Below are 14,118 nucleotides of genomic sequence, written 5' to 3' on the forward strand. Positions count from 1 at the left end.
GAACGATGTCGTGACCGGGCACACCCGGTGCGTCATCGCGCCGACCGACAGCCGTGAACCCTACCAGCCGCGACCCGCCCCGGAGGAGTCCGATCTCGGCAGCCGAAGGTTAAGAATTCCGGTGCGAAGCCCTGACCGCCGACATGGTTCCAACGAGCGACGGCAGGTTCGGGTACGGGCCGTACGAAAGCCGGACCGCGTCAGCGCGGTGGCGGTTCCGTGTCAGGACGCGCCGGGATCGTGAGTGACGTCGAACAGACCATCACTCGAACGAGGAGCAAGACCATGTCGATCCAGACCCCTTCCGTGCACAGCACCCTCCAGCAGGCCGCCCAGGAGTTCGTCGACGCCGGGTTCGGCGGGCTCGAACTGCGGGTGCACGACGAGCACGGCGAATGGGTCGGCACCGCCGGGATCCGTGAGCTCGGCCGGACCGAGGCGCCGCCGGTGGACGGGCAGTTCCGGGTCGGCAGCGTCACCAAGACGTTCGTGTCGACGGTGGTGCTGCAACTCGTGGCCGAGGGCAAGCTCGAGCTGGACGGCGCGGTCGCCGGCCACCTGACACGCTTCGGCCTGGACCCGCGGATCACGGTGCGGATGCTGCTCGACCACACCAGCGGATTGTTCAACTACACCGGCGAGTACTACCCCGACGGCACTGTGGTCGCCGGGCTCCCCGCGACCGGCAAGGAGTGGGCCGACAACCGGCTGCAGGGCTACACGCCGGACGAGCTGGTCGAGTTCGCGCTGGGCAAGCCGGCGCGGTTCGAGCCGGGGGCCGAGTGGAGCTACTCGAACACCAACTACACCGTCGCCGCGCTGCTGATCGAGGCTGTGACCGGGCGCTCGTTCGTCGAGGAGCTCACCGAGCGGATCGTCGAGCCGTTGGGCCTGACGGGCACTGTAGAGCTGGGTGCTCGGACGGACATTCCTGGGGCGCATTCGCACGGGTACTTCCGCTACCAGGACGGTGACGAGTGGAAGGTCGTCGACGTCACCGAGCAGAACCCGTCGCTGCTGTTCGCCGCCGGGAGCATGCTGTCGACCACGCAGGACCTGCACAAGTTCATGTCGGCGTTGCAGGGCGGCAAGCTCGTGCCCGCCGAGCTGCTGAGCCAGATGCGCACGCCGCAACCGAAGAGCGGACCGCTCAACTACGGCCTCGGCCTCTTCGCCCAGGACACCGGCACCGAGACCATCTACCACCACAACGGCAGCGCCCCGGGCGGGTACGGCGCCCTGATGTACAGCAACGCCGACGGCACCAAGACCCTGACCGCCGCCATCACCATGGGCGACGCAGACGTCAACCTGCTCGAGATCTTCCCCCCGGCCCTCGACCGCCTGGTGAAGGCAGTCTTCGGCTAATCGGGGTGAGCGAAGAGGGGATCGAACCGTTCCTGGACATCCAGCAGGGTGAGCCCCTGATCGATGGGCGGCCCCGAACGGTGTTGGGTCGCCTGGTCACCCGCGTACGGCCTCCTGGTCGGCGGCACGGATCGCGTCCGTGATCCAGATCCGGGCCGGCTGGCTTCCTCGTGCTCCGGGGAGCCGCCTCCGGCCTGGACGGTCCGATGCCCGGCAGCATCCGTCTGGTGCTGCCGGGGCGGTGCCGCCCGTCGCCTGAGCCGACGCCCGAGGGCGCGCCTCCCGATCGCGACGGCAGCCGCCTCGTGTCGGGTGGTCTGGTGATTCGGAGTGCTGGTCGATTTCTGCCAGTGCTCGGCGCCCCACCGGCTGGTGTAGGCAGGGTCGACAGCAATGACGGCGACTCCAGCCTCGGATGCCATCGCGAGCAGCCGGGCCCGAAACCGGCCGGTGGGTAGACCGGACACCAACCGCCGAAACCACTTGCGGCGGCCGTAATGTTCGCGACTCTCCGAGTCGGTGAAGTTCAGGTCTTCGACGGCAAGTGCTTTCGCCCCGGTCCGGACTGCCCAGCGGAGCAGCGCGGTGAGTGCGTGGCGGACCTGCGCGTCGCGCCGAGTCGACGAACCGGACAGGTCGTACGCGAAAGTGCGCGGCCTGCCGATCGGGTTGCCGTGGATGTCGACCCGCCAGGCCGCGAGGTGGTCGGCGTTCAGGTCCACGCCGATCACCTCGCCGCTGCGGAGGGCTGCGAGTGACATCGCGGGTACGTCCTTCGGCCGCCAGGAGGCGTCGACGTACCAGCGATCCTTCCCGGGCTTGTAGTGGATGCGATACGCGACCGCGCGATCGGCCGCCACGCGGGCGCGCCACTCAGCACCGCGATGGGCGAACTCGACGCGTCCAGCGAGGACGTACCTGCCGTGCGCGGCATTGGCGAGGTGCCGCATCGGAGTGGGTAGACGAAGACTGACCTCTCCTTCCGGGGTAACCCGGATGGTTTCGTTCCCGCCTCGCTTGCCGGACTCCCCGTCGGCGGAGAGGAACCAGCGAGCGGACTCCCAGACCTGCTGCCACTGACTCCGCGTCATTCCGGCCGGAGCCAGATTGTGACGCTTGTTCGCCAATCCCCTGCCACCGCGCACCACCGAGACATGCCCAATCGCGCGACCTTTCTCGAGCGCGGCCGGCCGCACTTCCAGGTGAGCCAGGCGGCGAGACTTTGCGTGCCATTCCTTGGTGGAGCGATACCCACCCGGCCGGTCTCTGTGACCCGGCTCTCCGACAGGCAAGGACAGCCGGTGCCGGAGCGTTCGAATGCCTGAGGCGAGCGCGTTGGCGTGAGCATTCTGGGCGCGCCGGGCCAGGCCCCACTGATCGTTCGTCGCCTTCGTGATCGAGCCGGCCCACCTCGACGACGACAAGGCTGTCAGGTCGCGCTTGCGGTCGGCCCAGGCTTCGCCGGAATGATCGAGTCCGTCTCGGACGCGACGGGCCAGGTCCGCTGAGGCGAGCCTGCCCAGATGTGCGCCAACCGCTCTCAGCACCGCATCGTCCTCCGGCGTGAGGTCTCTGATCCGGTCGCGGATGCAGACTCCCTGCGTCGGAACTGCGACGTACGAGCGGGCAATTGCGCGGTGCATGCACTCAGCTTCGCCGGGAGCGCCGACATTTCTCGTCGGTGCGCCGACGGGCGGGTCAGTGCGCACACACCGCCCCAGTTGAGGTGGTACGGTCGTGCCTCACGCTCCGCAGCGTATGGAACCCCGACCAGCGGTCGGGGTTGTTCTGCGGACCAGGGCTGTTAGCTCAGTTGGTTAGAGCACCTCGTTTACACCGAGGGGGTCGGGGGTTCGAGTCCCTCACAGCCCACCCGACACCTTCACATCGGCGGCCTGCGGTAACCCCACGCATTCTTGGGCGGCTTGTCGCCTAGCCCAGACTTGCCAGCGCCGCCGCGTAGTCGTCGAGGTTGCGGGCCTCGGGGATCTGGTTCACGACGGACCACCGGACCACGCCGGTGCGGTCGATGACGAAGGTTCCCCGGAGCGCGCAGCCTCGGTCCGCGTCGAAGACGCCGTACGACGTGGCGATCGCGCCGTGCGGCCAGAAATCGGTGAGCAGGCCGAAGGGGAGTTGCTGGGCGTCCGAGTACGCCCGGAGGGTGAACATCGGGTCGCACGAGACGGCCAGGAACTCCGCCGCGGCCAGCAGGTCCGGCCGGTCGCGGAGCGCGGCCAGCTCACTCGTACAGACCTGACTGAACGCGTACGGATAGAAGACCAGTACGACGTCCCGCCGCCCGGCGTAGTCGCTGAGCCGGACCGGTTCGCCGTACTGGTTCCGCGTCTCGAAGTCGGGGGCCCGGCTGCCGGCAGCCGGGCCGGCAGCTGGGAAAGTCACCCGCGGCGACCGGACTTCGGGACCACCAGCTTGGTGGCCGACCAGTCGTCGGTCACGCTCAGTGTGCTCGTCGTCGCCAGGCCCGCGACCGGCGCGGCCTCGGCGATGTCGCTGGTCTCGACGTACCCGTCGCGACCGACCTTCGGGGTCAGCAGCCAGACGACGCCGCCGGCCTTCAGGTCGGTCAGGATGTCGAAGAAGGCGTCGACCAGGTCACCGTCGTCCTCGCGGAACCAGAGCAGCACGACATCGACGACCTCGTCGGTGTCCTCGTCGACAAACGCTTCCCCGGTGATCTCCCGGATCGCGTCCCGAAAGTCGTCGTCGCAGTCGTCGTCGTACCCGATCTCCTGAACGACCCAGCCGGCCTCCAGGCCGAGCCGGGTCGCCATGTTCGGCACCCCGCCCTTACCGTCCGCGTGGTCCGCGGTCGCGCTCACGTGTCCTCCTCCGTGGTCCCCGCTTGCCCGGGGGTAGGTTTCAGTAGCGGTAGTCCATCGTGACCTACCGCGTCGCGCAAGTATGCACCAGGGTTCCGTGACGTGTCCGGTATGCGCGTGGCGGGTACAAGGCGTGTCCGCTCAGATCTCGCCCGGCGAGCCGGAAACCGGCCGGAAAGGAAGGCGAAGTAGAACGCATTCCGAACAGGTGACAGGATTGCGGTGAAGAGAATCCAGAGAGAACGGCAGGACACCGTGGCTTCCGGACACGAACCACCAGCCATCATCACCGAGGGGATGCCCACCCAGCTCCCCGACATCGACCCCGACGAGACACGGGAGTGGGTCGAATCGCTCGACGCGGTCCTGGACGAACGGGGCAAGGCGCGAGCGCGCTACCTGATGCTCAAGCTGATCGAGCGCGCCCGGGAGCGGCAGGTCGGGGTGCCCGCGCTGCGGAGCACCGACTACATCAACTCGATCCCGCCCGAGCGTGAGCCCTGGTTCCCCGGCGACGAGCACATCGAGCGGCGGATCCGGGCGTTCATCCGGTGGAACGCCGCGGTGATGGTGAGCAAGGCCAACCGCAAGGGCCTGGAGGTCGGCGGTCACATCGCCACCTACCAGTCGGCCGCGAGCCTGTACGAGGTCGGTTTCAACCACTTCTTCCGCGGCAAGGACCACCCGGGCGGCGGCGACCAGATCTTCATCCAGGGTCACGCCTCCCCCGGGATGTACGCGCGCGCCTTCCTCGAGGGCCGGCTGACGACCGACGACCTGGACGGTTTCCGCCAGGAGGTCTCCCGCGGCCCGCACAAGGGCCTGTCGTCGTACCCGCACCCGCGGCTGATGCCGGACTTCTGGGAGTTCCCGACCGTCTCGATGGGTCTGGCCGCGCTGAACTCGATCTACCAGGCACGCTTCAACCGGTACCTGCACAACCGCGGGATCAAGGACACCAGCCAGCAGCACGTCTGGGCGTTCCTCGGTGACGGCGAGATGGGCGAGCCGGAGTCGCTCGGCGCGATCGGCCTGGCCGCCCGCGAGGAGCTCGACAACCTCACCTTCGTGATCAACTGCAACCTGCAGCAGCTGGACGGCCCGGTCCGCGGCAACGGCAAGGTCATCCAGGAGCTGGAGGCGTTCTTCCGCGGCGCCGGCTGGAACGTGATCAAGGTGATCTGGGGCCGCGAGTGGGACAACCTGCTGGCCCAGGACCACGACGGCGCGCTGGTGAACAAGATGAACACCACGCCCGACGGCCAGTTCCAGACGTACTCGGTCGAGTCCGGCGAGTACATCCGGGACAACTTCTTCGGCGGCGACCAGCGGCTGCGGCAGATGGTCAGCGGCCTGTCCGACGAGGACCTGCGCAAGCTGCCGCGCGGCGGTCACGACTACCGCAAGGTGTACGCCGCGTTCAAGAGCGCGACCGAGCACGTCGGCCAGCCGACCGTGATCCTGGCCCAGACCATCAAGGGCTGGACGATCGAGGCGCTGGAGGGCCGCAACGCGACCCACCAGATGAAGAAGCTGACCTCGGACGACCTGAAGGCGTTCCGCGACCGGCTCTACCTGCCGATCGAGGACAAGGACCTCGAGGACGCGTACAACCCGCCGTACTTCCACCCCGGCACCGACTCGCCGGAGTACCAGTACATGATGGAGCGGCGCAAGCAGCTCGGCGGTTCACTGCCGGAGCGCCGGGTGCAGCCGAAGACGCTGACGCTGCCTGGCGACGCCGTGTACAAGCCGCTCAGCAAGGGCTCGCACGCGCCGGTCGCGACCACGATGGCGCTGGTGCGGCTGTTCCGGGACCTGATGAAGGACCCGGAGATCGGTCACCGGATCGTCCCGATCGCCCCGGACGAGTACCGCACGTTCGGTATGGACTCGATGTTCCCGACCGCGAAGATCTACTCGCCGCACGGGCAGAACTACGACGCCGTCGACCGCAACCTGCTGCTGTCGTGGAAGGAGTCCACGGCGGGCCAGCTGCTGCACGAGGGCATCAGCGAAGCCGGCGCGATGGGCTCGGTGCTCGCGGCGAGTACGGCGTACGCGACGCACGGCGAGCCGATGATCCCGTTCTACATCTTCTACTCGATGTTCGGGTTCCAGCGCACCGGCGACTGGATGTGGGCGCTCGGCGACCAGCTCGGCCGCGGCTTCCTGGTCGGCGCGACCGCGGGCCGTACGACGCTGACCGGTGAGGGACTGCAGCACGCGGACGGTCACTCGCCGCTGCTGGCCTCGACCAACCCGGCCGCGGTGCACTACGACCCGGCGTTCGCGTACGAGATCCCGTACATCGTCAAGGACGGCCTGCGCCGGATGTACGGCTACGGGCTGGACCAGGACAAGCCGCACGGTGAGGACGTCTTCTACTACCTCACGGTCTACAACGAGCCGGTGGCGCAGCCCGCCGAGCCGGAGAACCTCGATGTCGCGGGGCTGCTCAAGGGCATGTACCGCTTCAACGAGTACCAGACCGCCGAGGGCGACGACGCGCCGCGCGTGCAGCTGCTGGCCTCCGGTGTCGCGCTGCCGTGGGTGATGAAGGCCCAGCAGATCCTCGCCGAGGAGTACTCCGTGGCGGCCGACATCTGGTCGGTGACCTCGTGGAACGAGCTGCGCCGGGACGCCGTCGCCGCCGAGCAGCACAACCTGCTGCACCCGGACGAGCCGGAGCAGGTGCCGTTCGTCACCGAGCAGCTGAAGGACACCAGGGGTCCGGTCGTCGCCGTCAGCGACTTCATGCGCGCGGTGCAGGACCAGATCTCCCGCTGGGTGCCGAACGACTACACGTCGCTCGGGACCGACGGCTGGGGCCTGGCCGACACCCGGGCGGCGGCCCGCCGGCACTTCCAGGTGGACGCCGAGTCGATCGTCGTCGCGGCGCTGGAGATCCTCGCCAAGCGCGGCGACGTGAAGCCGGAGGTCGCCGCCGAGGCGGCCCGCAAGTACCGCATCGACGACCCGACCGCAGTCGCCGGCGTGAAGCAGGAAGGCGCCGGCGCCTGACGTCGCAACGTCCGACCGACGGGCCGCTCATCCCACCCGGGGTGAGCGGCCCGTCGCCGTTCGGCCTCCACGGTGGTACTGGGTCACTCTCTGAGTAGTCGAGTTGCTACGGTCGGTATATGATCGACACGCAGCAGGCCGCCTCCGAGAAGACGTTCTTCGGGCATCCGCGTGGGTTGATGACGCTGTTCACCACCGAGTTGTGGGAGCGGTTCAGCTACTACGGGATGCGCGCGATCCTGCTGCTCTACCTGACCGACAAGGCGCACGGGCTCGGGCTCGGGGAGTCGCTCGGGCAGGCCGTGGTGTCGATCTACGGCGCCTCGGTGTACCTGCTGTCGGTGCTCGGCGGCTGGTTCGCGGACCGCGTCTTCGGCGCCCGCCGCACGGTGCTGTACGGCGGCAGCGTGATCGTCGCCGGCCACCTGTGTCTCGCGCTGCCGTCGACCGGACCGGCGTACGCCGGGATCGCACTGGTTGCCCTCGGCACCGGACTGCTGAAGCCGAACGTGTCCACCATGGTCGGCACGCTCTACGAACAGGACGACCCGCGGCGCGACTCGGCGTTCTCGATCTTCTACATGGGGATCAACATCGGGTCGTTCTCGGCGCCGTTCGTGGTCGGGTTCCTGCGCCGCGAGTTCGGGTTCCATGTCGCGTTCGCGGCGGCCGCGGTCGGGATGACGCTGGCGCTGGTCGCGTACCTGCTCGGCCGGCGCACGCTGCACGGCCGCGGCGACACCCCGCCGAACCCGCTGACTGCCGCGGACCGGCCGACGATGCTGAAGGTCTCGGCCGCCGTACTGGGGCTGCTCGCGGTCGTGTTCGCCTGGTCGGCGTGGCGGTCCGGCGGGATCGGCCCGAAGCCGGTCGTGGACGCGATCTCGTACCTGTGCTTCCTGGCCCCGATCGCGTACTTCGTGATGCTGCTGCGCAGTCCCCTGGTGACGCCCGCCGAGCGGCAGCGGGTCCGCGCGTACATCCCGCTGTTCGTCGCGGCGATGCTGTTCTTCATGCTGTTCGAGCAGGCCGCGACCACGCTGACGTCGTTCGCCGCCGACCGGACGCGGCTGGAGCTGTTCGGCGTGCAGATCTCGCCGGAGTTCTTCCAGTCGGTGAACCCGTTCTCGATCATCGTGCTGGCGCCGGTGTTCGCGGTGATCTGGATCAAACTGGGCGATCGCGGGCCGTCGATCGGGCAGAAGTTCGCCACCGGGCTGCTGCTGGCCGGTATCTCGTTCGCGGTGATGGCGCTCGCGTCGTCGGTGGCCGGCGACAACCTCGCGTCGCCGCTGTGGCTGGTCCTCGTGTACGTGATCCAGACCCTCGGCGAGCTGTTCCTGTCCCCCGTCGGCCTGGCCGCGACGACGGTGCTCGCGCCGCGGGCGTTCCTCAGCCAGATGATGGCGCTGTGGTTCCTCGCGCCGGCCGCGGGCCAGGCGATCACCGCGCAGCTCGTGCAGGCGACCGAGGACGCGTCGGACACGGCGTACTTCGGCGGCCTGGCGGTGGTCACGATCGTGGTCGCGTTCGCGGTCTACGCGCTCGCACCGTGGATCCGCCGGCACACCGGCGTACGACAAACGTCGTAGTCGCGCCCTGCGCGAGTTGCGCATTCCGTCCGACGCGGTGCACCGCCCGCGGTCCCTACCGTCGGTGACATGACTGGCGCAAGCGTTGCTCTTCTCGCGGGGACGATGTCCACCATCCTCTTCGCGTCGAGCGCCCTGCCGATGGTGATCAAGGCGATCCGGACCCGCGACCTCGCGTCGTACAGCCCGGTCAACCTGGTGCTCGCCAACGTCGGCAACGCCGTCCATTGCATCTACGTGGTGCACCTGCCGCCGGGACCGATCTGGATCCTGCACGGCTTCTACGTGGTGACGTCCGCGCTGATGCTGTTGTGGTGGCTGCGCTTCCACACGCTGCGGCGCGACGTGGAAGGGAGACCAGCATGAACACCATCGTCATCGGCGCCGGGCAGGCGGGACTCGCCACCGGCCGCCACCTGCAGCAGCTCGGGGAGGAGTTCCTCATCCTGGACGGCAACGCCCAGGTCGGCGACCAGTGGCGCTCGCACTGGGACAGCCTGCGGCTGTACTCGCCGGCGAAGTACGACGGACTGCCCGGCCTGCCGTTCCCGGGCGACCCGTGGCATTACCCCGGCAAGGACGAGGTCGCCGACTACCTCGCGTCGTACGCCGCGCACTTCGAGCTGCCGATCCGGCACAACACCCGGGTGGACAGGCTCGAGCGGATCGACGACCAGTGGATCGTCACCACCGCAGGCGAGCAGCTCACCGCCGGCAACGTCGTGGTCGCCACCGGCACGTTCGGGCGTACGCCGTACCTGCCGGACTGCGCGGTCGACCTGGATCCGGCGATCCGGCAGCTGCACTCGTCGGAGTACCGCCGGCCGGAGCAGCTCAAGGACGGGCCGGTGCTCGTCGTCGGCGGGTCGCACTCGGGCACCGACATCGCGTACGAGGTCGCGCAGACGCACGAGACGATCCTGTGCGGTCGCGATCCCGGGCAGGTGCCCTTCCGGCCCGGCGGGCGCGGTCAGGCCCTGCTCTGGCCGGTCCTCCTGTTCGCCTGGCGGCACGTGCTCACACGCCGGACGCCGATGGGCCGCAAGGAGATGGGGGAGATTCGGTTCCACGGCGGGCCGATGATCCGGGTGAAGCGGGACGACCTGCTCGCACGCGGGGTCGAGCGGATCCACGACCGGGTCACCGGCGTCCGGGACGGCCGGCCACAGCTCGCGAACGGGCGGGTGCTCGATGTCGCGAACGTGGTGTGGGCGACCGGGTTCCGGCAGGTGTTCGACTGGATCAAGACCCCGGTGACCGGCGCCGACGGCTGGCCGCGGGAGTACCGCGGTGTCGCCGAGGGCGCGCCCGGGCTGTTCTTCTGCGGACTGTCCTTCCAGTACGCGTTCAGCTCGATGGTGCTGCCGGGCGTCGGCCGGGACGCGGCGTACGTCGCCCGGCGGATCGCGGCCCGTGCGGCCACGGACCGGAGTCTTGCCGCCGCTTGACCCGACGGCGCATGCTCACCTCAAGGGGCACGGATGGGCATTGTCGACGATCTGCAGCGAGCCCGGTCCGCATACGAGCGGCGGGACTGGGCTTCGGCGTACGACCGGCTCGCCACGGTGGACGGCGAGCCGGGGTCGGCCCTCGGCCCGGACGAGTTGATGACGTTGGCCACGGCGGCGTTCCTGCTCGGCGACACGGACAGCTGCATCCGCGCACTGCAGCGCGGCTACCGCCTGCGGACCGACGCCGGGGAGGTGCTGGGCGCGGTCCGGTTCGCCTTCTGGCTGGCCCTCGTGCTGAACATCCGCGGCGAGGTGGCGGTCGGCAGTGGCTGGGCCGCGCGCGCCCAGCGGCTGCTCGCGGACCAGGCGGACGACGTGCTCGAACGCGGCTACCTGCGCGTCCACGACTTCTTCCGGTGCCTGGACGCCGGCGACTTCCCCGGCGCGCTCGCGGTCAGCGAGGACATGATCGGCATCGCCCGCCGGCACGCCGATCCCGATCTGCTGGCCCAGAGCCTCGTGTGCAAAGGCCGGCTGCTGATGTACTCCGGGCGGGTACCGGAGGGGCTGGCCCTGCTGGACGAGGCGATGGTCGCCGTCGCGGCCGGTGAACTGTCGCCGATCTTCGCGGGCAACGTGTACTGCGCGATGATCGAAGCCTGCCAGGAAGTTCTGGACTTCGCTCGCGCCTCCGCGTGGACGACGGCGCTGACGCGCTGGTGCGACAGTCAGCCCGACCTGGTTCCGTTCACCGGGCAGTGTGCGGTGCATCGCGGTCAGATCCTGCGGGTGCACGCGGCGTACCCGGAGGCGCTGGCCGAGTTCGAGGACGCCTGCCGCCGGTACGCGGCGTCGGGTTCCCAAGCCGCGGCGGGCCTCGCGCTGGCCGAGCGGGGCGACGTACTGCGGATCCGTGGCGACGTTGCCGCAGCGGAGGCGTCGTACGACGAGGCGGCCGGGTTCGGGTACGAGGCGCAGCCGGGACGGGCATTGCTGATGGTCGCGCGCGGACGCGTGCCGGGCGCGCTCGCCGCCGTCCGTCGGCTGCTGGCGGAGACGGGTGACCCGGTTCACCGGTCGCGGTTGCTGGCGGGGGCGGTCGAGGTACTGCTGGCCGGTGACGCACGGTCGGACGCGGAGGCTGCCGCGGACGAGTTGGCCGCCATCGCGCAGGGTTTCGGCTGCGCGGGGTTGCGGGCGTCGGCGGCGTACTGCTCGGCCTTGGTGGCGTTGGCCGACGACGATCCGGACAGGGCGTTGCCGCACGCCCGGACGGCGGCGCGGTTGTGGGACGAGCTGCGGGCGCCGTACGAGGTGGCGCGCGCGAAGGTGCTGGTCGGGCGCGCGGTGCGGCTGCTCGGCGACGAGGACTCGGCGGCGGCGGAGTTCACCGCCGCCTGCCGGTCCTTCGCCGAGATCGGTGCGGCGCCGGCGCGGCAGGAGACCGAGAAACTGCTCGGCCGGAGTACGGCGGGCGGGCTCACCGGACGGGAGCTGGACGTGCTCCGACTGGTTGCTGTCGGCAACAGCAACGCCGAGATCGCGCACCGGCTGGTGCTGAGCGACAAGACCGTCGCCCGGCACCTCACCAACATCTTCGCCAAGCTGGACGTACCGTCACGGACGGCGGCCGCTGCCTACGCCCGCGATCACGACCTGATCTGAGGTACCCAGGTCGACAGCGCTTCGTCCAGTCCCGCCACGGCGCCGTCCGCCGCGGCCCACGCGACATACCCGTCGGGCCGGATCAGTACGCCGGTGAGGTCGCCGCCGTACTTCGTGGTCAGTACCCGCACCCGCTCGGACCCGAGCTCGCGCAGCTGCGCGGAGTCGGACAGGTCCAGCAGCAGCGACGTGCCGTCGGACAGGTACTCCCCCAGCCGCGTGCCGTCCGCGAACTCGAAATCGGGCGCGGCCGAGCCGACGAGCTCGTGGTCGCCCGCGATCGGGTACCGGTGCAGGACGCCGGACAGCTTCTTCGCCAGGTACGTCGAACCGTCCGCCGTCCGGAGCAGATCGGTGACCACGTCGCGCAACGCGGCGGTCCGGGAATCCGTGCGCATCAAGGCGATCTGGGCCCGCGTCCAGTCCAGCACCCACGCGCCGACCGGATGCCGCTCGGTCGTGTAGGTGTCGAGCAGCCCCTCGGGCGCGGTGCCCTGGATCGTCGCCGCGAGCTTCCATCCGAGGTTGACCGCGTCGCCGATCCCCAGGTTCAGCCCCTGGCCGCCGAACTGCGAGTGCACGTGCGCCGCGTCGCCCGCGAGCAGCACCCGGCCCGTGCGGTACGACGTGGCCTGGCGCGCGTTGTCGGTGAACCTGGTCGCACTGTGCACCGCCGTGACCGTGACGTCGACGCCGGTGACGCGTCGCAGGCTGCCCTGGATCTCGTCCGCGGTGATCGGCGCATCGCGGTCCTCCGGCGGGCCGTCGAACTCAACGGTCAGCACGCGTCCCGGGACCGGACCGTGGGCGTAGAGGCCGGTCGGCGTGTAGTTCCAGCTCCGCTGCAGGCCTTCGGCACCCTCCAGATCCACGATCGCCTGGCGGCCCGTGATCGCGGGCTCGGTGCCCGGGAACTCGAAGCCGGCCAGCTTGCGCACCAGACTGCGTCCGCCGTCGCAACCAACCAGCCAGCCCGCGCGCACCACGTCGTCGCCCAACCGGACGATGACGCCCTCGTCGTCGGCGTCGAACCCGGTGACCTCGGTCCCGCGCCGGACCTCGACGCCGAGCTCGGCGGCCCGGGCGCCGAGGATCGACTCGACCGCCTGCTGCCCGACCGCGAAGACCGACCGCGCGGGTCCGGCGTCCCGGAAAGCGGGATCGTCGAAGTGCACACCGGCCGAGCTGACCATGATCCCGGCGAAGTGCCCGGCCGGCGGCGGGCCGCTCGGGCCCTTCCCGGCCCGGAACGCCTTCATCTGCTCGAACGCCTGCTGCTGATGCTCCTGCAGGGCCGGCAGCATCCCGCGCCGATACAGCGCCTCGGCGGTCGGCACGTTGATCGAACCGGCCTTGATCGTCGGGTCGATCTCCCGCAGCCGCTCCACGACCAGCACGCTCACTCCGGCCGGCGCCAGCTCGCAGGCGAGCATCAGCCCGACCGGCCCGCCGCCGGCGATCACCACATCTCGGTTGTCCATGGGACGAATATTAGACCGAGTACAAAATTTGGTCCAGTATAATTCCGGCCATGGCCGAGCAAGGGCTGCGCGAGCGCAAGAAGCAGGCGACCCGGCGGATGATCTCCGACGTCGCCACCGGGCTGTTCGTGCGGCGCGGATTCGACGCCGTCACGGTCGCGGAGATCGCCGACGCGGCCGGGGTGTCCAAGATGACGGTCTTCAACTACTTCCCGCGCAAGGAAGACCTGTTCCTGGACCGGCACGACGACCGGCTGCGCGAGCTCGAGGCCGTTGTCCGCGACCGGCCGGCCGGTGAGCCCGTCGCGGTCGCCATGCGCCGGTACCAGCACGAACTGCTGGCCGCGCGCCATCCCCTGTCGGGCGCGATCGAGGGCGTGCGCGGCTTCTGGAGCGTGCTCGAGTCCAGTCCCGCGCTCGTCAGCCGCAGCATCGAACAGGAACACGAGATCGCCGCGATGCTGGCCGGGGTGCTGGCAGCGGAGACCGGCGACGAACTCGGCGCTCGCCTGGTCGCCAATCTGCTCACGGCGACCCTCACGACGATCTACCACACCTCGGTCGCACGGATCATCGCCGGCGACGACCTCGCGCAGGTGCAGGCCGACCAGGTCGCCGTGATCGACCGCGCGTTCGACGTCCTGGAGCAGGGAATCGGTCCTGGGAGGGATCGAGTTCACTCCGACGGGTGAGG

General features: G+C 69.7%; 11 protein-coding genes and 1 tRNA gene. 8 read left to right on the forward strand and 4 right to left on the reverse strand.

What is annotated here, in order from left to right; genetic code table 11:
- Positions 1-285 precede the first annotated feature (285 nt).
- On the forward strand, positions 286-1,368 hold the full coding sequence (locus AB0L64_RS25710) for a serine hydrolase domain-containing protein (RefSeq protein ID WP_363713941.1): 1,083 nt from the start codon (positions 286-288) through the stop codon (positions 1,366-1,368).
- Here AB0L64_RS25710 and AB0L64_RS25715 read toward each other — a convergent pair.
- Entirely contained in the window at positions 1,365-2,318 is a 954-nt protein-coding gene (locus AB0L64_RS25715) for a hypothetical protein (protein ID WP_363713943.1), read from the reverse strand. The genes AB0L64_RS25710 and AB0L64_RS25715 overlap by 4 nt on opposite strands.
- An 848-nt stretch (positions 2,319-3,166) precedes the next feature.
- On the opposite strand from AB0L64_RS25715, the gene AB0L64_RS25720 reads away from it, so the two are divergent.
- Positions 3,167-3,240, forward strand: a tRNA-Val gene (locus AB0L64_RS25720).
- 60 nt (positions 3,241-3,300) lie between these two features.
- Here AB0L64_RS25720 and AB0L64_RS25725 read toward each other — a convergent pair.
- Together AB0L64_RS25725 and AB0L64_RS25730 are read right to left on the reverse strand one after the other, a co-directional pair.
- The gene (locus tag AB0L64_RS25725) at positions 3,301-3,771 is read right to left on the reverse strand and encodes a peroxiredoxin (RefSeq protein WP_363713945.1); all 471 of its coding nucleotides are present in this window, start codon (positions 3,769-3,771) and stop codon (positions 3,301-3,303) included.
- Positions 3,768-4,211 (reverse strand): DUF3052 domain-containing protein, encoded by a 444-nt coding sequence (locus AB0L64_RS25730; protein ID WP_359932638.1) that lies wholly within the window; start codon positions 4,209-4,211, stop codon positions 3,768-3,770. Before AB0L64_RS25730 ends, AB0L64_RS25725 begins: the two co-directional genes overlap by 4 nt.
- Before the next feature lie 297 nt (positions 4,212-4,508).
- On the opposite strand from AB0L64_RS25730, the gene aceE reads away from it, so the two are divergent.
- The 5 genes from aceE to AB0L64_RS25755 all read left to right on the forward strand — a co-directional run bounded on the left by aceE (position 4,509) and on the right by AB0L64_RS25755 (position 11,943).
- Entirely contained in the window at positions 4,509-7,235 is a 2,727-nt protein-coding gene (aceE, locus tag AB0L64_RS25735; protein WP_363714528.1) for a pyruvate dehydrogenase (acetyl-transferring), homodimeric type, read from the forward strand.
- Between the two features lie 119 nt (positions 7,236-7,354).
- Positions 7,355-8,827 (forward strand): peptide MFS transporter, encoded by a 1,473-nt coding sequence (locus AB0L64_RS25740; protein ID WP_363713947.1) that lies wholly within the window; start codon positions 7,355-7,357, stop codon positions 8,825-8,827.
- A 69-nt stretch (positions 8,828-8,896) separates the two neighbouring features.
- Positions 8,897-9,193 carry a hypothetical protein gene (locus tag AB0L64_RS25745; protein ID WP_355688718.1) on the forward strand — a complete coding sequence of 99 codons (297 nt, stop codon included), beginning with the start codon at positions 8,897-8,899 and terminating at the stop codon, positions 9,191-9,193.
- On the forward strand, positions 9,190-10,275 hold the full coding sequence (locus AB0L64_RS25750) for an NAD(P)/FAD-dependent oxidoreductase (protein WP_363713950.1): 1,086 nt from the start codon (positions 9,190-9,192) through the stop codon (positions 10,273-10,275). Before AB0L64_RS25745 ends, AB0L64_RS25750 begins: the two co-directional genes overlap by 4 nt.
- A gap of 33 nt (positions 10,276-10,308) precedes the next feature.
- Positions 10,309-11,943 carry a LuxR C-terminal-related transcriptional regulator gene (locus AB0L64_RS25755; protein ID WP_363713952.1) on the forward strand — a complete coding sequence of 545 codons (1,635 nt, stop codon included), beginning with the start codon at positions 10,309-10,311 and terminating at the stop codon, positions 11,941-11,943.
- Here the strand turns inward: AB0L64_RS25755 and AB0L64_RS25760 are convergent.
- Entirely contained in the window at positions 11,928-13,424 is a 1,497-nt protein-coding gene (locus AB0L64_RS25760) for an FAD-dependent monooxygenase (RefSeq protein WP_363713954.1), read from the reverse strand. The two genes, AB0L64_RS25755 and AB0L64_RS25760, sit on opposite strands and share 16 nt — an antisense overlap.
- A gap of 50 nt (positions 13,425-13,474) precedes the next feature.
- Here AB0L64_RS25760 and AB0L64_RS25765 point away from each other — a divergent pair, with 50 nt between their 5' ends.
- Positions 13,475-14,116: a TetR family transcriptional regulator gene (locus AB0L64_RS25765; protein ID WP_363713956.1), complete on the forward strand. Its 642-nt coding sequence runs from the start codon at positions 13,475-13,477 to the stop codon at positions 14,114-14,116.
- The last annotated feature ends 2 nt before the right edge of the window (positions 14,117-14,118 follow it).

It is taken from the genome of Kribbella sp. NPDC051936, from assembly GCF_040680955.1.
Lineage (GTDB): Bacteria > Actinomycetota > Actinomycetes > Propionibacteriales > Kribbellaceae > Kribbella.

Bases quoted from the DNA above. Each gene is read 5' to 3' on its own strand.
- AB0L64_RS25745 (WP_355688718.1), top strand. From the start codon at position 8,897: ATGACTGGCGCAAGCGTTGCTCTTCTCGCGGGGACGATGTCCACCATC.
- AB0L64_RS25760 (WP_363713954.1), bottom strand. From the start codon at position 13,424: ATGGACAACCGAGATGTGGTGATCGCCGGCGGCGGGCCGGTCGGGCTG.
- AB0L64_RS25710 (WP_363713941.1), top strand. From the start codon at position 286: ATGTCGATCCAGACCCCTTCCGTGCACAGCACCCTCCAGCAGGCCGCC.
- AB0L64_RS25715 (WP_363713943.1), bottom strand. From the start codon at position 2,318: ATGCGGCACCTCGCCAATGCCGCGCACGGCAGGTACGTCCTCGCTGGA.
- AB0L64_RS25765 (WP_363713956.1), top strand. From the start codon at position 13,475: ATGGCCGAGCAAGGGCTGCGCGAGCGCAAGAAGCAGGCGACCCGGCGG.
- aceE (WP_363714528.1), top strand. From the start codon at position 4,509: ATGCCCACCCAGCTCCCCGACATCGACCCCGACGAGACACGGGAGTGG.
- AB0L64_RS25750 (WP_363713950.1), top strand. From the start codon at position 9,190: ATGAACACCATCGTCATCGGCGCCGGGCAGGCGGGACTCGCCACCGGC.
- AB0L64_RS25740 (WP_363713947.1), top strand. From the start codon at position 7,355: ATGATCGACACGCAGCAGGCCGCCTCCGAGAAGACGTTCTTCGGGCAT.
- AB0L64_RS25755 (WP_363713952.1), top strand. From the start codon at position 10,309: ATGGGCATTGTCGACGATCTGCAGCGAGCCCGGTCCGCATACGAGCGG.